The 17,956-nt window shown below is 58.9% G+C and carries 18 protein-coding genes, 1 tRNA gene and 2 pseudogenes; 14 read left to right on the plus strand and 7 right to left on the minus strand.

Annotation, left to right across the window (positions count from 1 at the left end):
- Positions 1-2 precede the first annotated feature (2 nt).
- Positions 3-725 carry an ABC transporter ATP-binding protein gene (locus LZG00_03620; protein ID MCF3593080.1) on the plus strand — a complete coding sequence of 241 codons (723 nt, stop codon included), beginning with the start codon at positions 3-5 and terminating at the stop codon, positions 723-725.
- Between the two features lie 86 nt (positions 726-811).
- On the opposite strand, the pseudogene LZG00_03625 reads toward LZG00_03620, so the two are convergent.
- Positions 812-951: pseudogene (locus LZG00_03625) on the minus strand (IS3 family transposase).
- 289 nt (positions 952-1,240) lie between these two features.
- Between LZG00_03625 and LZG00_03630 the strand changes: the two are divergent.
- A pseudogene (locus tag LZG00_03630) lies at positions 1,241-1,363 on the plus strand (IS3 family transposase).
- Positions 1,364-2,243: 880 nt separating this feature from the next.
- On the opposite strand, the gene LZG00_03635 reads toward LZG00_03630, so the two are convergent.
- A tRNA-Ser gene (locus LZG00_03635) sits at positions 2,244-2,333 on the minus strand.
- Between the two features lie 158 nt (positions 2,334-2,491).
- Here LZG00_03635 and LZG00_03640 point away from each other — a divergent pair.
- The 10 genes from LZG00_03640 to LZG00_03685 all read left to right on the plus strand — a co-directional run bounded on the left by LZG00_03640 (position 2,492) and on the right by LZG00_03685 (position 11,160).
- Positions 2,492-3,547, plus strand: coding sequence for a TRAP transporter substrate-binding protein (locus LZG00_03640; protein ID MCF3593081.1), 1,056 nt, complete (start codon positions 2,492-2,494; stop codon positions 3,545-3,547).
- 80 nt (positions 3,548-3,627) lie between these two features.
- Positions 3,628-4,083: a DUF309 domain-containing protein gene (locus LZG00_03645; GenBank protein ID MCF3593082.1), complete on the plus strand. Its 456-nt coding sequence runs from the start codon at positions 3,628-3,630 to the stop codon at positions 4,081-4,083.
- A 37-nt stretch (positions 4,084-4,120) separates the two neighbouring features.
- Positions 4,121-4,561: an acyl-CoA thioesterase gene (locus LZG00_03650; GenBank protein ID MCF3593083.1), complete on the plus strand. Its 441-nt coding sequence runs from the start codon at positions 4,121-4,123 to the stop codon at positions 4,559-4,561.
- Between the two features lie 172 nt (positions 4,562-4,733).
- A complete protein-coding gene (locus tag LZG00_03655; protein ID MCF3593084.1) occupies positions 4,734-5,624 on the plus strand; it encodes an SPOR domain-containing protein in 891 nt (296 codons plus the stop codon).
- A 14-nt stretch (positions 5,625-5,638) separates the two neighbouring features.
- Positions 5,639-6,808 (plus strand): D-alanyl-D-alanine carboxypeptidase, encoded by a 1,170-nt coding sequence (locus LZG00_03660; protein ID MCF3593085.1) that lies wholly within the window; start codon positions 5,639-5,641, stop codon positions 6,806-6,808.
- Complete coding sequence (gene tmk / locus LZG00_03665) at positions 6,805-7,431, plus strand: dTMP kinase (GenBank protein MCF3593086.1); 627 nt, start codon at positions 6,805-6,807, stop codon at positions 7,429-7,431. The genes LZG00_03660 and tmk overlap by 4 nt, the downstream gene beginning before the upstream one ends.
- On the plus strand, positions 7,428-8,600 hold the full coding sequence (locus LZG00_03670) for a DNA polymerase III subunit delta' (GenBank protein MCF3593087.1): 1,173 nt from the start codon (positions 7,428-7,430) through the stop codon (positions 8,598-8,600). Before tmk ends, LZG00_03670 begins: the two co-directional genes overlap by 4 nt.
- Before the next feature lie 11 nt (positions 8,601-8,611).
- Positions 8,612-9,418 carry a TatD family hydrolase gene (locus LZG00_03675; GenBank protein ID MCF3593088.1) on the plus strand — a complete coding sequence of 269 codons (807 nt, stop codon included), beginning with the start codon at positions 8,612-8,614 and terminating at the stop codon, positions 9,416-9,418.
- Positions 9,415-10,215 carry an MBL fold metallo-hydrolase gene (locus LZG00_03680; GenBank protein ID MCF3593089.1) on the plus strand — a complete coding sequence of 267 codons (801 nt, stop codon included), beginning with the start codon at positions 9,415-9,417 and terminating at the stop codon, positions 10,213-10,215. Before LZG00_03675 ends, LZG00_03680 begins: the two co-directional genes overlap by 4 nt.
- Positions 10,216-10,230: 15 nt before the next feature.
- On the plus strand, positions 10,231-11,160 hold the full coding sequence (locus tag LZG00_03685) for an AEC family transporter (protein MCF3593090.1): 930 nt from the start codon (positions 10,231-10,233) through the stop codon (positions 11,158-11,160).
- On the opposite strand, the gene LZG00_03690 is transcribed toward LZG00_03685, so the two are convergent.
- From LZG00_03690 to lgt, 5 genes are all read right to left on the minus strand, one after another.
- Positions 11,161-11,937 carry a Hint domain-containing protein gene (locus LZG00_03690; protein MCF3593091.1) on the minus strand — a complete coding sequence of 259 codons (777 nt, stop codon included), beginning with the start codon at positions 11,935-11,937 and terminating at the stop codon, positions 11,161-11,163.
- 317 nt (positions 11,938-12,254) lie between these two features.
- Positions 12,255-12,404: a hypothetical protein gene (locus LZG00_03695; protein MCF3593092.1), complete on the minus strand. Its 150-nt coding sequence runs from the start codon at positions 12,402-12,404 to the stop codon at positions 12,255-12,257.
- Positions 12,405-12,677: 273 nt separating this feature from the next.
- Positions 12,678-13,433 (minus strand): peptidoglycan editing factor PgeF, encoded by a 756-nt coding sequence (pgeF, locus tag LZG00_03700; GenBank protein MCF3593093.1) that lies wholly within the window; start codon positions 13,431-13,433, stop codon positions 12,678-12,680.
- Positions 13,430-14,494, minus strand: a complete 1,065-nt coding sequence (locus tag LZG00_03705; protein ID MCF3593094.1) for an SAM-dependent methyltransferase — start codon at positions 14,492-14,494, stop codon at positions 13,430-13,432. Before LZG00_03705 ends, pgeF begins: the two co-directional genes overlap by 4 nt.
- Complete coding sequence (lgt, locus tag LZG00_03710) at positions 14,491-15,381, minus strand: prolipoprotein diacylglyceryl transferase (protein ID MCF3593095.1); 891 nt, start codon at positions 15,379-15,381, stop codon at positions 14,491-14,493. The genes LZG00_03705 and lgt overlap by 4 nt, the downstream gene beginning before the upstream one ends.
- A 107-nt stretch (positions 15,382-15,488) precedes the next feature.
- Here lgt and LZG00_03715 point away from each other — a divergent pair, with 107 nt between their 5' ends.
- Together LZG00_03715 and LZG00_03720 are read left to right on the plus strand one after the other, a co-directional pair.
- Entirely contained in the window at positions 15,489-15,737 is a 249-nt protein-coding gene (locus LZG00_03715) for an accessory factor UbiK family protein (protein MCF3593096.1), read from the plus strand.
- 241 nt (positions 15,738-15,978) lie between these two features.
- Positions 15,979-17,850 (plus strand): hypothetical protein, encoded by a 1,872-nt coding sequence (locus LZG00_03720; protein MCF3593097.1) that lies wholly within the window; start codon positions 15,979-15,981, stop codon positions 17,848-17,850.
- Positions 17,851-17,956: the final 106 nt, after the last annotated feature.

A 17,956-nucleotide genomic window follows, 5' to 3' on the forward strand; every position in this document is an offset into this window, starting at 1 on the left:
CAATGCTCAAAATAGAGAAATTGACAGTTGCTTATGGTGGCACGACTGCAGTCAAAGATATCAACCTCAAAGTTGATGAGGGGTGCATTACTGTCTTGATTGGTGCGAATGGGGCTGGAAAATCCAGTGTCGCCAATTGTCTCACTGGTCTGGTACCGGCCCGAAGCGGGCGTATCCTGTTGCGTGGACAGGACATTGCGCGCCTGGCAGCTCCTAAACGCGTCGCGAAGGGGATGGTTCTTGTTCCGGAAGGGCGTGGTGTCTTTGCTGAGCTTAGCGTTCTAGAGAATCTTGAGTTGGGAGCATATCTGAGATCCCGCTGGGGAGTTTCGGCCGAAGTCGAAGCTGATCTGGATCGGGTAGTCAGGCTATTCCCGAGGCTGAAAGAAAGATTTCATCAGGCCGCGGGGTCTCTCAGCGGGGGTGAGCAACAAATGCTTGTCATTGGTCGTGCGTTGATGGCGCAGCCCAAACTTCTTGTTCTGGATGAACCATCGCTTGGACTTGCTCCGCTGATTATTGAAGAAATTGCGGATGTACTACGTCAGCTATGTGATGAGATGGGATTGACGATATTGGTATCAGAACAGAACGCAGTGCTTGGTCTTGATATTTCGGATTTCGGCTATGTGTTGCATAGCGGGTCTATTGTTATGTCCGGCCCCACCTCAGTGCTAAGGGATAGTTCGGACTTGATGGGCGCGTATTTGGGACAGGCAGTCTGAACCTTCCCGGTTTTCCCGGAGTGGACCTGTCACGTATTTGTGCCGCCCCAAGTGTTGCCTCGCGCCGCTTGGTCAGTGGTCCAGCTCTTTCCCAGAAGATCGTTCAGGACCACATTGTCGAGCATCGTATCGGCCAGCAGGCGCTTGAGCTTGGCGTTTTCGTCCTCCAAGAGTTCAGCCGGGCGGCTTCGGACACCTCCAACCCACCGTATTTGGCTCTTAGCTGTGAACGGCGGAGCAATACTCGTCCACGGTAGCCGCGACATGGTGTTGTCGCGGGCGGCGTAAGAGTCGGCCACTTTTGCCCTTTCATTTGATGGGAGAGTTTGGGGATATTCACAGTGGATTTGTATTTGAAGGTTCGGCGTGCTCACTTTGAAGAAGGGTTAAGCAGACGTCAGATTGCTCAGGATTTTGGGGCCAGCCGGGACAGCGTCGCGAAGATGCTGACGTACTCAAAACTGAACCGCGCCGGGTTTGCCGGAGGCTCCAACACCTGAGCAAGATGGAGCATCATGAATAAAACAGCGAACAAATATTCCCCAGAAGTCCGCGAACGTGCCGTGCGGGTGGTTTTGAGCAATGATGGTCAGCATAAAAGTCGTTGGTCGGCGATCCAGTCAATTTCTGCGAAGATTCCGTCGATGTCTGCTCTTGGGAAGCTGCACCGCAGCGGCGAGGGCCTTGACGAATGACATGGTGTGATCGCGGCGGTCGCTCTCCGATGGCGAACGAGGTCTGATAGTATCAGCCTCACCAATCAAAGACCGTAAGGAGAACGAGCATGAGCCATCATGTTGGTTTAGATGTTTCATTGAAAGAAGTTTCGATTTGTGTGGAGGATGCAGAGAGCACGGTCTTTAATCGTGCGTCTGTTCCTACTGAACCTGATACCATTGCGGAATATCTTGCGCAGTATGCCCCAAGTGCAGAACGTGTTGTGCACGAAAGTGGGATACTTGCCACTTGGCTGACGCGTGAGCTTGAACGGCGTGGGGTGCCAATCACGTGTATCGACCTCTCATGGCCCACAAGGCTCTATCTGCGCGCCTCAACAAGTCGGACAACTCACCGCTCGACAACACAGGCACACTCAAGCGTCGGGTCTGCTGAGATTTGCCATTGGAATTCATACGCATCTTCCCGCGGCCATTTGCCAGCATGTAGACTATCTCACCCGCCACGCGCGGTTCCACCTGGTGCAGGGTCAACTCATGCGCACGTTGATGATGGTAGGTTTATTGCAGAGTTTTTCCGAATTACCTGAGAATTCGAGAGAATTCGGCATTTTCCATACTTGGTGATGGCGAACATCCTCGTCGATTGCAAATCACGTCCACCAGGTTCCGTTTGCTACGTAGAGGTGACGAAGCTTGAGACACCTCAAACCGACAAGTTCAGAGCTGAAACCCGATGCAGTCAACTGCATTCAATAGAATGATCTTTGGTGGCAACAATTGTGGCAACAAAATCTCAAGAAAACTAATTCAAATAAAATCAGTATCTTAGTCAAATTGGTGGCGGAGGAGGTGGGATTCGAACCCACGGTGGGCGTTAACCCACGTCGGTTTTCAAGACCGGTGCATTCGACCACTCTGCCACTCCTCCGACCCGACTGCTGTTAATGAGTTGCGAGCGATTCTGAAAGACGAAGAATCGAAGTAATTTCATGCGCAACCTGAACCGCAATCGAGATTCAAATCTGTTGCACTATAAAGCGGGGTGCGCAATATATTGCAAGAACACTTACCATCTGGGAGGATGATATGACACTGCGAAGAGGATTTCTAAGTCTCGTCGGTGGCGCCGCGATGGCTGCGACCGCCGCGCTGGGCGTGGGTTTTGGCGCGGGGGCTGCCAGTGCGCAGGAGGTGACGCTGACGTTGCACCAATTCCTGCCACCGCAGGCCAGTGTGCCTAGACTGGTGCTGGATGTCTGGGCTGACAAGGTTGAAGAGGACAGCGGCGGGCGCATCAAGATCGATCGCTATCCGTCGATGCAGCTGGGAGGCAAACCGCCCGAGTTGATGGATCAGGCGATTGATGGCGTGGCCGATATCGTCTGGACCGTGGTCGGCTATACACCGGGGCGCTATCCGACCATGGAAGTCATGGAACTGCCCTTTATGGTGGCCGATGCGCGCGCCGCTTCCTATGCCTATTGGAAGCTCTATGAATCGCGTCTGAAAGATACCGAATTCGCCAATCTGCATATTCTTGCCACCTGGGTGCATGGGCCGGGGCTGTTTCATACCAAAGAACCGGTTAACAAGCCTGCTGACCTTCAGGGCATGAAAATTCGCGGTGGTTCGCGTCTGGTGAACCAACTTCTGGAGCTTGTCGGGGCGACCCCGGTGGGGATGCCTGTTCCGGCTGTGTCAGAGGGCCTGTCGAAAGGTGTCATCGACGGCACCACGATTCCCTGGGAAGTCACAACCGCTTTGAAAGTGGCAGAGCTTGTAGGTAACCACACCGAGTTTGAAGGTGCAGGAGTTTACACTTTGTCCTTCGTTCTGGCCATGAACAAAGAAAAATACGAAAGCCTGCCGGATGATCTGAAGAAGATTATCGACGACAATTCGGGGCTTGAGCTTTCGGTTTTTGCCGGGGGCACACAGGCTGACGCCGATGCGCCCGCGCGCAAGCTTGCTGTGGAGCGCGGCAACAATATCACAACGATCAGTGGCGCAGATGTGCAGGAATGGCGTGATCTTGTGCAGCCGATCTATGACAGCTGGATCGCTGATGTGGCCAGCAAGGGCATCGACGGTCAGGCGTTGATCGACGAAGCCAAGGCGTTGATGGCTGAATACGAGGGTTGATTTTCAACCTGTGAAGTGAATGAAACCCGGCGGCTTTGGTCGCCGGGTTCCTTTTTTGCAGGCAAGCGGGACGGTGTGTGATGAAGGAGGAAGCCGGTAAAGAAGCGGAATTTCCAGCGCCGACGCATGCCTATGTTCCGGGCGAAACACCGCGCCACCCGGAAGATGCCTTTGCGGTGCTTTGCGAGACCGCCCAGCCAGGAAGCGATATTGCAACATTGACCCGGTCGCACGCCTGGCGTTGCGGGTTGGAGTGGTTGCGGGCGGGCTATTACTGGGAGGCGCACGAGCTTTTCGAGCCTGTCTGGATGGCCTTGCCACAGAACGCGCCCGAGCGACGGCTGGTTCAGTCTTTGATCCAGTTAGCCAATGCGGGGCTGAAAACGCGCATGGGGCGACCAAAGGCGGCAGCGCGTCTTCTGGATATGGTCGAAGCGCTCTTGAGGGAGTGCAAGGCCGGGCAAGGCGAGGCAAGAATGGGCCTTCGGCTTGACATGGTCGACCGCTGGATTGAAGAGATGCGCGCACAACAGTGACGAGCGATCAAGCGTAACGCCGATGGAAGGAAACGCAATGAAGGCCGAGCCATCAAACACCGAACAGACCGGTTTTGAACATGAAATCCGCGTCGGCTGGGGCGATTGCGACCCGGCCAAGATCGCCTATACCGCACGCATCCCGTGGTGGGCGCTGGAAGCGATCGATGCCTGGTGGGAGCATCATCTGGGTGGCTCTGGCTGGTTCCAGATGAATCTGGATCGCGATCTCGGCACGCCGTTCGTGCACATGTCGCTCGACTTCCGTTCGACCATCACGCCGCGTCACCGGCTGATTTGCAAGGTGGCGCCTACAAAGCTGGGCAACTCGTCGATCACCTTCCGGGTAGATGGCTATCAGGACGGAGTTTTGTGTTTCGAGGGTAAGTTCGTCAGCGTGTTGGTCGTGGCCAGCGAATTTCGACCGCAGCCCGCACCGGCCGATATTCGCGCCATTGTCGAGCCGATGATCGTCTGACTTCTGGGAAATCGTGCCGAAAAGCCGCCGATGGTGAGGCGCAGACTTTCCTTGAAAGAGGCAACTCGCTACACTGCGTCTGAAACCGGCCCGCTTTGATGCGGGATCGGGTCAGCGGACAGGCGAGAATGCCACCGGAAAACCGGGGCACGTGTGGAGCAGAGGACGGGGTATGAGTTTCGTGGGGATCAAAAGAGGGGCCGTTGTTGCAGGTGCGCGCGCGGCGGTTTTCCTGGGGTTTGCAGCGATGCTTGCAGGCTGTGAGGACGGACAGAAATTCAATCTTTTCCAGAAGAAGGACAAGACGGAGACCGAGGCCACAAGCGCGGCGCCCAAGCGCAGCGGCAAAGTGGTCGAGCGCGATGTCGAGGCGCCCGAAGTGTTTCAGGTCACGGAAGCGGGCCTCTGGGATGGCCGCCCATCGCTGGGCGGTGTCTGGGTGGCGCATTCTGACGTGAAAGAGCCAGAGCGGGTCATCATCCGCAATACCGCCAATAGCAAATTCGTGGTCGGTGCGCTGTTCAGGCGGGAACGCGATAATCCGGGGCCGAGGCTTCAGGTGTCGTCAGACGCCGCCGAAGCGCTGGGAATGCTGGCCGGTCAGCCGATGCAGCTGAACGTGACCGCATTGCGCCGCGAAGAGATGGAAGAAGAAGTTCCGCGGGAGGCCGAAGTCACTACGGAGCTGAGCGAACCTGCCGATATCGAAGCCAAGCCGCTTGATCCGGTGGCGGGAGGAGCGGCCAGCGCAATTGCGGCGGCCGAGGCGAAATCGGAAACGAAACGGACCGCTGCCGCGGCCCCCAAACCCAAGCCGAAAGCGTCAGGTTTGAGCAAGCCCTTCATCCAGATCGGAATTTTCAGCGTCGAGAAGAACGCCAACAATACTGCAACCGCGATGCGCCAGGCCGGGATGATACCGACCGTCAAGCAGCAGACGCTGAAGGGGAAAACCTTCTGGCGGGTGTTGGTTGGACCGGCGAATACCAGCGCGGAACGGGCGGCCCTGTTGAAAAAGATCAAGGCATCGGGCTTTACTGACGCATATTTCGTAACGAACTGAGCCTGAGTCGACTGATGAGAAAATTTGCTGCCCGAATGATGCTCGGCCTTGTGGCTGTGATGATGACCGCTTTGACGGCAAGTGCCTTTGAGACCCGTGCGCGGGCGGCCTATATCCTTGATCAGACGACCGGCACGGTGCTTTTGGCCAAGAATGCCGATATGCCGCTGCCGCCCGCGTCGATGAGCAAGCTGATGACGCTCTACGTCACCTTCGAGGCGATCCGCGACGGGCGGCTATCGCTGGCCGAAAAGCTGCCGGTTTCAAAGCATGCGATGAGCTATGGTGGCTCGACCATGTTTCTCGACACCACCGACCGGGTGGTCGTGGAAGACCTGTTACGCGGGATCATCGTGCTGAGTGGCAACGATGCCTGTGCCGTGCTGGCCGAGGCGCTGAGCCCGGATGGTACCGAGGCCGGCTTTGGCCGTTATATGACTCAACGCGCAGCACAGATGGGCATGACCAATTCCACCTTTGTAAATTCCAATGGTTGGCCGGCCGCCGGGCACCGCATGAGCATGCGCGATCTCGCGTTGCTGGCAAATCGCATCATAACCGACTTTCCCGAATATTATCCGATGTTTGCCGAAACGGAGTTCAAGTTCGATGGCCGCGCGCCGCAGAACGTGCATAACCGCAATCCGCTCTTGGGTCTTGGCATCGGTGCGGATGGTCTCAAGACCGGACACACGCAAGAGGCGGGTTACGGGCTTGTGGGGTCGGCGGTGCAGGGCAACCGGCGCGTGATCTTTGTGATTTCCGGGCTCGACAGTGTGGCGGCGCGGGCACGCGAGGCCGAAGCGATCGTCAACTGGTCCTTTCGTCAGTTTGCGGAAAAGACGGTGATCGAGAAGGACAAGGTTTTGATCGAGGCACCCGTGTGGATGGGCGAAACCGCAACTGTGGGGCTGGTGACGCAGGAGGATGTGCGCGCGCTCTTGCCGGTGATGTCCAACGGCAAGGTGGCGGGTGAAATCGTCTATAAGAGTCCGGTGGCTGCGCCAGTGCAGAAGGGCGATCCGCTGGCCGAACTGATCATGCGCCCTGAGGGGCTTGAAGAGTTGCGGGTGGCGTTGACGGCGGCCTCGGATGTGCGGCGTGGCGGGTTTGTGGTCAGGGTGCGCACCGTGGCGGGTATTCTGCTGGATCGGCTGAACAAGGGCCCCGAGGCGGCGTTTTGAGCGCGCAAGGTCGTTTTATCACTCTGGAAGGCATCGACGGGTCGGGCAAATCCACCCAAGGCAGGATGCTGGCTGAACGGTTGATGGCGGACGGGTTTGACGTTCTTTTGACGCGCGAACCCGGTGGCTCGCCGGGGGCCGAGGAAATTCGTGCGCTGGTTCTGGAGGGTGATCCCGATCGCTGGTCGGCGGAAACCGAGCTTTTGCTTTTCACGGCCGCGCGTCGCGACCATTTGGAACGCACGATCCGGCCCGCTCTGAGTGCCGGGAAAGTTGTGATCTGTGACCGGTTCGTTGACAGCACGCGGATGTATCAGGGGCTGAGCCGGGGTGATCTGCGCGGAAAGGTCGATGCATTGCACGATCTGATGATCGGGATCGAGGCGGACCTGACGCTTTTGTTCGATATGGACCCCGATATCGGCCATTCCCGTGCCAAGGCGCGCGAAACGGCGGAAGAGCGGTTTGAAGATTTCGGCGCCGGGTTGCAGGCGCAGATGCGGCAGGGATTTCTTGATCTCGCCACAGAGTTCCCCGTGCGGTTTCGTATCATCGACGCAAGCCGGGCGATTGATGTCGTGGCCGTTGATGTCGTGCACGTCGTGCGGGAGCATCTGGGATGAGTGACGCGGGTCAACCCGAACCGGACAAGGCCGAGGGTGCGCCGCATCCGCGTGAAACGCACGAATTAATCGGACAGGGCGCGGCAGAGGCGGCCTTTCTGGAGGCGTACAACGCGGGTCGATTGCACCATGGCTGGTTGCTGACCGGTCCGCGCGGTGTGGGCAAGGCAACGCTGGCCTGGGCGATTGCACGGTTCTTGCTGGCGACGCCTGAGGGCGACGGCGGGTCGGGGCTTTTTGGCGATGCGCCGCCAGAGCCAGAGCGGTTGTTCATAGATCCTGAGCATCCGGTGGCGCGGCGCATCATGGCCGGGTCGGAACCGGGGTTGAAGCTGATCCGGCGTGGCGGGACTGGCAAAACCGATCAGGAACGACAAAAAGCATTTCTTGACGGGAAGTTTTCAAAAGACATCCGGGTTCATGAAGTTAGAGAACTGACACCGTTTCTGGCGCTGTCGGCTTTGGAAGGCGGGCGGCGGATCGTCATCGTGGATTCGGCTGATGAGATGAACCCGCAGGCGGCAAATGCCTTGTTGAAAATGCTGGAGGAGCCGCCGGCGAAAACCGTTCTGCTGTTGATCTCGCACCAGCCCTCGAGCCTGTTGGCGACGATCCGGTCGCGTTGTCGTGAGTTGCGGCTGTTGCCGCTGGGAGCGCAGGATATGGCGCGCGCGCTGGCTCAGGCGGGGGTGACGCCAGAGCCGGGGACAGAGGCGGCGTTGGCGGCGCTTTCGGGTGGATCGGTGGGCGAGGCCGTCCGGCTTATCAACTTGGGCGGGTTAAAAACCTACGCCGAATTGGTTGGGCTGTTGGAGAGATTGCCCGAGATGGATCGCGCACGCGCCATGCGGTTGGCCGAGGCGGCGGCCGCACGCGGGGGCGAGACAAAACTGGACCTGCTGATCGGGTTGATCGGGCTGTTGCTGGCGCGGATGGCGCGCAGCGGCGCGCTTGGGCAGGCACCTGACCCCGAGGCCGCACCGGGAGAGGCGGCGCTTTTTGCGCGCCTGTCGCCGAATGCCCATAGTGCGCGCAAGTGGGCCGAATTGTCCGAAGAACTGGGCCAGCGAATGCGCCATGGACGGGCCGTCAATCTTGACCCTGCCGCGCTGATCCTTGATACGATTTTGAGGATACGAGACAAGAGCGACGCCAAAAGCGCCGCGTGACGGAGCCGCAGATGACCCAGACGCCGCAAATCACCGACAGCCATTGCCATCTCGACTTTCCCGACTTCGACGGGGAACGCGACGAGATCGTGGCGCGCGCCGTGCGCGCCGGCGTGGGGCGGATGGTGACGATTTGCACCCGATTGAAGAGTGAGCCCGCCGTACGGGCGATTGCCGAGACCTATCCGCAGGTGTTTTATGCTGCGGCCACCCATCCGATGAGCGTGGCAAAGGAGCCGATGGCCAGTGTTGACGAGTTGGTCTTGATGGCCAAGCATCCGAAATTTGTCGGTATCGGTGAGACCGGTCTGGATTATCATTATACCGTTGAGAGCGCGGAGGTACAGCGCGAAAGCCTGCGCATTCATATCGAGGCGGCGCGCCAGACGGAGTTGCCGTTGATCATCCACGCGCGCGCGGCGGATGAGGATATGGCGCGGATTTTGGGCGAGGAACATGCGCAGGGTGCGTTTAGCTGCGTGATGCACTGCTTTTCATCGGGGCCGGAGCTGGCGCGCGTCGCGCTTGAGTTGGGGTTCTATCTGTCGATGTCGGGGATTGCGACTTTCCCCAAGAGCCAGGAAGTGCGCGACATCTTTGCCGCCGCGCCGGTGGAGCGTATTCTGGTGGAGACCGATGCGCCTTATCTGGCGCCACCACCGCATCGAGGCAAGCGCAACGAGCCGGCCTTTAGCGTCCATACCGCCAAGGTGGGGGCCGAGGTCTTCGGCATGGCGTATGACGAGTTCGCCGCCCAGACCGAGGCCAATTTCGAGCGCTTGTTCTGGAAAGCCGCGCAATACGAGGCGGCGGCATGACGGGAGAGCTACGCTTTACCATCCTGGGCTGTGGTTCGTCTGGGGGGGTGCCGCGTTTGGGCGGACATTGGGGGGATTGCGACCCGAGCAACCCGAAGAACCAACGCCGCCGCTGTTCCATGCTGGTTGAGAAGGTCACGAACGGAGGAACGACGCGGGTTCTGATTGACACTTCGCCCGATCTGCGCAGCCAGCTTCTGGATGCCGGGGTGGGTGAGCTTGACGGGGTCGTCTGGACCCATAGTCATGCTGATCATGTCCATGGGCTGGATGATCTGCGGATGATCGTGTTCAACATGCGCAAGCGGCTTGATGTCTGGGCCGATGGCGACACGCAAAACGATCTGTTCTCGCGCTTTGGCTATGCCTTTGTGCAGCCACCGCACAGTCCTTATCCGCCGATCCTGAACATGCACACGATCAAGGGCGATGTGATCGTCGAGGGAGCGGGCGGGCCGCTCGCACTTCAGTCCTTCGAGGTAGGTCATGGATCAATCGATGCGCTGGGTTTTCGCATTGGTGGGCTGGCTTATCTGCCAGATGTGGCCGAGATGACCGAAGAGGCCTGGGCGGCGGTGAGGGATCTGGACTGCTGGGTGCTTGATGCATTGCGCCGCACCCCGCATCCGACGCATTCGCATCTAGAGCAATCTCTGGAATGGATCGCAAGGATGGCACCCAAACGCGCCGTGCTGACCAACATGCATATTGATCTCGACTACGACACGCTTGAGGCGGAAACGCCTGACCATATCACCCCGGCTTATGACGGCATGGTTCTGAGCTTTCCGTTATGAACCGGATCTAGCCCGATGCAGGCGCTGCTGGATGTCATCCTGCCGGTTTTTCTGGTGATCGGCTTTGGTTATGCTGCGGTCTGGCGGGGATTTCTGAGCGACGACATCATCGACGGGTTGATGCGGTTTTCGCAGAATTTCCTGTTTCCGGCGCTGTTATTTCAGGCGATTGCACGGCTTGATCTGAGCCAGACGTTTGAGTTTGATCTGTTGGTGAGCTTTTATACCGGCTCTACCGTCAGCTTCACATTTGGCCTTTTGGGAGCGCGATACTTCTTTGGTCGTGAATGGGAAGATGCGGTGGTCATCGGTTTCGGCTGTCTCTTTGCCAACTCGCTGATGCTGGGTCTCGCGATCACAGAACGGGCATATGGCGCCGATGCGTTGGGGCCAAACTATGCCATTGTCGCGGTGCATTCGCCATTTTGTTACGGGCTGGGTATCACCGCGATGGAAATCGTGCGGGCGCGTGGTCAATCCGTGGCGAAACTGCCCGGTACGGTGTTGAAGGCGATGTTTCGCAACGCGCTGATCCTCGGGATCGCACTTGGCTTTGCGGTCAACCTTCTGGCGGTGCCGGTGCCCGGAGCGGTGATGGACGCGGTCGAGCTTCTGACCCGCGCGGCGTTGCCTGTGGCGCTTTTCGGTGTGGGCGGGGTGTTGGTGCGCTATCGCCCCCGCGGTGATATGAAAGTGATCGCCTTTGTTTGTTTTGCCTCGTTGGTGCTGCATCCAAGCATTGTCTGGGGGATGGGGACATGGCTCGACTTGAGCCAGGGTGAGTTCCGCTCGGCCGTGCTGAACGCGTCGATGGCACCGGGGATCAATATGTATGTCTTTGCCTCGCTTTATGGGCGGGCGCAAAAGGTGGCAGCTTCCTCTGTGCTTTTGGGCACATCGCTGTCGATCTTGACGGTATGGCTGTGGTTGGGGGCCTTGCCCTGATCAGGACAAATGAAGCTGTTCCAGCATGTGTTGTCCGGTGCGTGGCTGGCACAGAGGGCCGAAACCGTCTTCGTCCGCGATATGCGGGAAGAGCGACAGAAAAAGCACGCGCGCGTTATGCCCCAAGTCGCGCAGAAGCGACGCACCGGGATGAAAGCTCTCCAGATCGAGGCCCGCCGCACGGATGATGGCGTGTCGTTCCAGCCCGATATGAAACAGGGAAACCGGCGAGGGTGGGGTAATTTCGATCACATTGACACCGTCGACAAACGATTTGGCAGGGGTCAGAACGGTCGTTTTCAATGCGTATTCCCTGAATTCGACCGGGTTGCGCGACAACCGTGCCGCATGGCCCAGCAACAGATCGGGCATCGGACGCGCCAGACCGAAACTGTCGGCCATGATCCTGGTCAGTCGCAATTGTGCGGGCGAAGCGACGGGCGCGCTTGGCACCAAGGTCATTGAACCGATCCACAGCACGCGTTGCGGTGGCCCATCGACACAGGGCAGCATCATGCCCGGTTGCAGATCTTCAATGGCGCAGAGGCCTTGCTGAGTGGTGATCAGGGTTCCGCGGGCAAAGGCGGCAAAGGCGCTCTCGAAGGTAAGCGATGCAGGCGCGATGTGTTCGCTGTAACGCACTATGGCGTCAGAGCCGAGCGACGCAACCTCGTATTTTCGCATGAGAGATTTGCGCCGAGGTTGCGCCACGGATGCGGCGGAGGGGAGAGAGCGTGCGTGATCCGGGGCGGGCCGGACCGAAAAAGGGGTCGTCATGTGCGCAGCCTTTCAGCTTTGTCACATCCGCGTCGGCCCCCACCGACAACGACAGAAGGACTTGTAACCGTTCGTAGGGACGGAAAATCGGCCAGCTTGGGCAGAATTGTCAAGAAATTGCCTACATTGGCATCCAGGACGGCGCCAATTACCGCAAGAAGCGGAGGATTGTTTCGCAAAGACCGTGGATCCGGTCACAATTTGATTCGGGGATGACAACAAAAAACCGGGCTGCCCTATGGCAAGCCCGGTTTGTTCACGCTCGTGTGGTTACTGGAGGAACCGTTGCTGCGCCGGGGAGGAGACGCCGAGGTGAGTCAGGCCGATTTGGCCTTGAGGGTCGAGGTTTGACGTTTTGCCACAAAGGCGGCGCGTAGGGTGCCGCGCTGCCAGGGCATGGGCGGAGTGTCTTGCTGGGCGGTTTCGATAACGGATTTGATCCAGCGTTTCCGGGTTTGGACTTTCATTCTTGCTCTCCTGCCGCAGCCGTCTGATGGCCAGTTGCTTCGCGTTAAGGATGAGAATGCCGGAGCTATGGGGCGATGTTTTGGCCTTTGTGAAAATATTTCTGGTCTATTGCCGGACAGCGCATCGCAAATGAGGCGTCGGTGCCGTATTTATAAGCCATTGAAGGATATGTGTAAATTTTTTGATTCGGGATCAATCAGGCTAAAAACGGGCGATTGTTTCCTGGGAAATGCGGCGTCTGGCGGTCGGATATTGCCGTAATCTTGTCACGGTCAGGCGCGGATCACCGAGATCAGGCGGCCATAATCGGCCTCGCCCGCGTGCGTGGTGCGGCGGTAGCTGAAGAAGCGCTCGGCGTCTGAATAAGTGCAGTGACGGGTCCATTCGGCTTGGCCGACCCCGGCCTGACGCAGCCGGTGCAGCCCGAAACCCGGCAGGTCGAATTGCACCCGATCACCGGTGCCTCCGGCGAAGAAGCGGCTGTTGTCGAGATCGTCTGCCAGGAAGGTATCAAGGAATTCCGGGCCGACCTCGTAAGCGCGCTGGCTGATGCAGGGGCCGATCACGGCGGCGATGTTGGCGCGCCGCGCCCCCAAAGCCTCCATAGCGTCGAGCGTCGCTTCGAGCACGCCTGCCAAGGCCCCCTTCCAGCCCGCATGCGCGGCGCCGACGACCCCGGCTGTGGCGTCAGCGAAGAGCACCGGCTGACAATCGGCGGTGAGAATGCCGAGGGCGAGGCCGGGCACCGCCGTCACCATGGCATCGGCCTTGGGGCGGGGCGTGTCACGGGAGGTGAGCGTGACCACATCCGGCGAATGCACCTGATGGATCGAAAGCAGGTCTTCGGGTGCGACGTTGAGTTCTTGTGCGACGCGGGCGCGGTTCATCGCCACGGCCTGGGATTGATCAGAGGAGCCGGGGCCGCAATTGAGCCCCTGGAATATCCCCGAGGAGCTTCCACCTTTGCGGGTAAAGAACCCGTGCTGCATCGGGGCAAGCAGATCCGAGGTGAGATATTCGAGTGTCATGGTTCCAATCCCGGCGGAGGCGTTGCGCGATTTGGGTAGAGCCCCAGCACTTTGAAGAGCGTCCCCATTTCTGCCGGGTGGGTCAAGCGTCGATGTGCGGCAATATGTCCTTCAAGCGCGTCACCCTCGAGGTGCGTGGCCAGCGCCTGAGCGCGGGCGGTGATGCCCAGCCGTTCGAGAAAGACACCCTGAGGTGTCAGGCGCGTATGGGCGCAGGGAGCTGCATTTGCCAGTGCTTCAAAATCCACATGGGCAGTGAGATCGCAGTTGCCGGGTGTCGTCAGAGGATCAGCGGGCGTATGGGCGCGCAGAGCCTGCAAGGTATCGCCCAGCGAGCGCCAGTCACCATAATCGACGATCAGCGCGACACCGCCATTGGTCTCAATTCTAGTGCCGATCTCGTCGACAATCGCGGTGGCGGGGCCGCAGATTTCGACCACGTCGCCCTCTTTGGTATCGTCAAGCCGGTGGGCGAGAGTTGGGAGTGTGACGGGGGGCGTCAGACCAAAGGCGAGGGCATCATTTTCGACACCTACGACGCGTTCGTTCCAACCTTGATCAGCGCGTTGATATTGCCGGATTGGCAGGGCGTCGAAGAATTCGTTGGCAACGAGGAAGAGCGGCGCATCATCGGGCAGGGCGGAGACGGTGCCGCCCCATCGAACGTCGTGGTCTTTGAGCGTTTTGCGTTGAATCTCGGTCAGGGTGGGCGAGGCCTCAACCAGCCAGATTTCACCGGCTGCGAGAAAGCCGGGAACGCCGCGCGTGGCGCGTAGGATATCGGCCATGAGGGTGGCGCGACCGGGGCCAAGCTCGGCCAGGATAAAGCGTTCTGGCGCGCCTTGGTCAAGCCATGCCTGAGCCAGCGAAAGGCCGATAAGTTCCCCAAACATCTGACTAATTTCCGGCGCGGTGATGAAATCGCCGGTGGCGCCAAAGGGGTCGCGAGTGGCGTAATAGCCATGTTCGGGATGAAACAGGCATTCAGCCATATAGTCGGACAGAGGCAGCGGGCCGCGCGTGGCGATCAGCCGCTTCAAGTGGAGTTCAAGATCGCTCATGCCAGACGGTTTTGACGTGCGCGAAGGATCAGGTACAGCCCGAATAGCAGCATCGGCAGCGACAGGATTTGCCCCATAGTCAGCCCATATCCGCCGAGATGGAACGCAAGGCCGAGCGGGTTGTCGGGGGTGATGAACTGGGCGTCAGGCTGGCGGAAGAACTCGACGATGAAACGGGCCAGACCATAGCCTGCAAAGAAGGTGCCGGAAACCAGACCGGGCGCCTTGAGACCTTGCCTGCGCCAGACCAGAACGAGGATGATCACACCAAGGATCAGGCCTTCGAGGGCGGCTTCGTAAAGTTGTGAGGGGTGGCGGGCGCAGAGGCCCACGATATCGGGGCAATCCTGGGCCGCATGCCCCGGAAAGGCGACGCCCCAAGGCAGATCGGTTGGGCGACCCCAAAGCTCGCCATTGACGAAGTTGGCGATGCGCCCCAGCAACAATCCCCATGGCACGCCGATGGCGATCGCATCGGAAGCGCGCAACCGGGGGATGGCATGTTTCGATGTATAGAGCCACGCCGCCGCGATGACGCCGAGAAATCCGCCATGAAAGGACATGCCGCCTTGCCAGACCATCAGAATTTCTGATGGGTTTTCAAGGAAGTATAGGGGGCGATAGAACAAGACATACCCCAGGCGCCCGCCCAGAATAATGCCCAGGATGACCCAGGTCAGCAGGTCTTCAAGCTGTTCTGAGCGCATCGGTGGTTTGTCATCCGGCCAGAGCGCGGGGCGGCGCAGTGCGGCCAGTGTCAAACGCCAGGCAATCAGGATGCCAGCGATATAGGCCAGCGCATACCAGCGCAGCGCGATGGTGATCCCGAACAGTTCAAACGAAAAGATATCGGGGGAGATTTCGGGGAAGGGGATCAGCATGCTCATGATGAGGTTTTGGTAGGCATTTGCAGGGGAAGTCAAGGTGCGGGAAGTCACGCTTGCGATTGTGGCGTCTGGCCCCCATATATGGCGCAGGCAAACCGGAGTGTCCCATGCAGACGCGCAACAAGATCCTCGATGATATTTCCCACCTGATGACCAACGCCATGGGCGTGGCGCAGGGCGCCAAGGACGAGGCCGAAACGGCGATGAAATCGTTCATCGACCGTTGGATGGCCGACCGTGATTTCGTGACCCGCGAAGAGTTTGACGCGGTGCGTGCCATGGCCCAGAAGGCCCGCGAAGAGAACGCGGCGCTGAAGGCGCGGCTTGATGCGCTTGAGGCGAAACCGAGCAAGTAATCTTGGCGGATTAACCTTTTTCAAATCGACGAGAATCGGGGGGGTGACTCGCGGCTGCTGTCCGGCTGCCTGATGGCTGCCGGGCAAATTGCGCCAATTGAGTGGGGTCAATTGTTGAGCTCGCGTTCGCTGCGTTTGGATGATTTTTGCCCATAGTGGCTTGAACACGCGGCGCAAATCCTCAAGATGAAACCTTATCTTAATTGATTGATCGTATTTCAGATATGAAGGAGAATTGGTCGTGGTTTTCAACTCGCTCAGGGTTTCATTGCTGTCCCTCGTCGTGGGCGTCTGTTTTGCGCTGCCCGTTTCCGCGCAATCGGTGGACAAGGTCAAATCCGATGTTCTGTCGGCGCTGTCGACTCCTCTTCCCATTACCATCATCGGCCCGCTGTTGACGCGCGATGTCGCGGTGACAGAGGTGGATGGCGGCTTTCGCGCGGTGCTTGACGATACCACGCTGATGGGGCTTTTCCCCTTTGGCGAGGTTTCGTTTCATCTCGCCCCCATTGATGACGAGACGTATCGCATCACCGATCTCAGCTTTGAGAACACGCTGGATTTTCCCGGGATTGGCAAGCTCAGCTTTACCGGCATGGAGCTTGACGGCGTCTGGTCGGCCAGAACGCGGACGTATTCTGCGTTGAATTGGGTCACGAACGGGTTGAATTTCCTGCCCGGTGAGGGCGGACAGGGCGAGTTGTCGATCGGGAGCCTGTCTTTTGATGTCTTGAAGGAGCCGGACGACAGCAATACCGAAAGCCGGTTTGAAATTTCAGCCAACAAGCTCGCCGTTTTGGGCATGGGGCCGCAAAATGTGGCGGTTGGTGAGGTCAGGGCGCTTTTGGCGGCGAACGGGGAAAGACCGGTCGATCTCTATTCGGTGATCCGCGAAGTTCTCATGCTCGGCGCGGTGCGCGACAAGGGCGCGCATCTGGAGACGCTGGGGCGCAGCCTGTTGGGGAACAACTACGAAACGGTGACGCTGGATCTATCCGCCGCCGACCTGAACGCGGCCAACGCGCGCAACCCCGATGAGAGCTACTTCAAGGCAGATGCGCTGAACATTCAGGCGGCGCTGAGCGAGGTTGCGCCGCGCCATTGGGGCGGTGCCGAGGTGTCGCTGACGTTTGAAAATCTGGATCAGAAAGATTTCGTTCCCGACAGCACAGTGACGGTCGAAACCGCGCTACTCCGGCTGAGCGGTGGCGATCTTCCGGTGGCGGATATGATGGCAACGTTCATGCTTCTGGAAGAACTGCCGCGCGAGAGATCGGTTTTGGCGTCGGATCTTCTGAACGGGTTGGCCGGATTCGGCAAATTGGAATTCTCGACCGAAGGCAAATCCGTTTGGGTCGAGGCGTTTGAGGGGCGCATGCGCGGCGACGAATACGTGAAGGAGACGGCGTTTGAGACCGGCTTCAAGTCGTGGGGGCTAGAGGCCGGGTTGAGCGGGCTTGACCGCAATGAAGGCAAGCTGACTTTTGGCACCAGTTTTCAGGGCGGGCAGTTTGTTGCGGGCACGGCAATTCCTGACGATGCGTTGCCCCATATCAACGCGTGGTTTCCGATTGGGCTGACGCTGCAAGCCGGAGTGACGAACCTGAATGAGGAACTCCTGAAGACGCTGTTGACGGATGTGGAAATTCGGAGTTTGCGTGAACCGGTGGAAGTGCTGCTGCCGCTGGCCATCTTTGCCGCGGCGACGGTTCCTGACGTGGCCATAGGCGAAAATTCCTATGAAACCAATCTGTTCCGCGTTACCCAGAGCGGCAACTATCGGCTGTATCCAACCGAGGTGTTCAATCTGTTGCCATATGAGGGGGAGTTGACTGCGCACATGACTGGGCTGCCTAACCTGCTGAATTACTTTGATGATACCATGAAGCTGCTGCGCCCGCGCTCGGAAGAGGCCATGGCGTTGAGTGCGCTCAAAGCCGGGTTGATCGTGCTGCGCAATCTTGGTGAGAAGGGCGAGGCGGAAACCCTTGAGTGGACCATGAAACGCCCGGATGTGACACGCAATGAGATTGTGCTGAACGGCGTTACGCTGCGTTATCCTGACGTGATGACTTACGTGCCAATGTTTTTCGCGATGGCCGGGGCGTTCTGAGCGCCGCCCGGCGTGTAGGGTTACTGATCTTGTCACGCCCGCAAAAGCCGACACGGGCTTGCGGGCGTGTTGCACAAGGCGGGTGAATGCACTGCGGGTCTGTGGC

This window comes from Rhodobacteraceae bacterium LMO-JJ12 (assembly GCA_021555075.1).
Lineage (GTDB): Bacteria > Pseudomonadota > Alphaproteobacteria > Rhodobacterales > Rhodobacteraceae > JAKGBX01.

Bases quoted from the DNA above. Each gene is read 5' to 3' on its own strand.
- LZG00_03620 (MCF3593080.1), top strand. From the start codon at position 3: ATGCTCAAAATAGAGAAATTGACAGTTGCTTATGGTGGCACGACTGCA.
- LZG00_03640 (MCF3593081.1), top strand. From the start codon at position 2,492: ATGACACTGCGAAGAGGATTTCTAAGTCTCGTCGGTGGCGCCGCGATG.
- LZG00_03645 (MCF3593082.1), top strand. From the start codon at position 3,628: ATGAAGGAGGAAGCCGGTAAAGAAGCGGAATTTCCAGCGCCGACGCAT.
- LZG00_03650 (MCF3593083.1), top strand. From the start codon at position 4,121: ATGAAGGCCGAGCCATCAAACACCGAACAGACCGGTTTTGAACATGAA.
- LZG00_03655 (MCF3593084.1), top strand. From the start codon at position 4,734: ATGAGTTTCGTGGGGATCAAAAGAGGGGCCGTTGTTGCAGGTGCGCGC.
- LZG00_03660 (MCF3593085.1), top strand. From the start codon at position 5,639: ATGAGAAAATTTGCTGCCCGAATGATGCTCGGCCTTGTGGCTGTGATG.
- LZG00_03670 (MCF3593087.1), top strand. From the start codon at position 7,428: ATGAGTGACGCGGGTCAACCCGAACCGGACAAGGCCGAGGGTGCGCCG.
- LZG00_03675 (MCF3593088.1), top strand. From the start codon at position 8,612: ATGACCCAGACGCCGCAAATCACCGACAGCCATTGCCATCTCGACTTT.
- LZG00_03680 (MCF3593089.1), top strand. From the start codon at position 9,415: ATGACGGGAGAGCTACGCTTTACCATCCTGGGCTGTGGTTCGTCTGGG.
- LZG00_03685 (MCF3593090.1), top strand. From the start codon at position 10,231: ATGCAGGCGCTGCTGGATGTCATCCTGCCGGTTTTTCTGGTGATCGGC.
- LZG00_03690 (MCF3593091.1), bottom strand. From the start codon at position 11,937: ATGACGACCCCTTTTTCGGTCCGGCCCGCCCCGGATCACGCACGCTCT.
- LZG00_03695 (MCF3593092.1), bottom strand. From the start codon at position 12,404: ATGAAAGTCCAAACCCGGAAACGCTGGATCAAATCCGTTATCGAAACC.
- pgeF (MCF3593093.1), bottom strand. From the start codon at position 13,433: ATGACACTCGAATATCTCACCTCGGATCTGCTTGCCCCGATGCAGCAC.
- LZG00_03705 (MCF3593094.1), bottom strand. From the start codon at position 14,494: ATGAGCGATCTTGAACTCCACTTGAAGCGGCTGATCGCCACGCGCGGC.
- lgt (MCF3593095.1), bottom strand. From the start codon at position 15,381: ATGAGCATGCTGATCCCCTTCCCCGAAATCTCCCCCGATATCTTTTCG.
- LZG00_03715 (MCF3593096.1), top strand. From the start codon at position 15,489: ATGCAGACGCGCAACAAGATCCTCGATGATATTTCCCACCTGATGACC.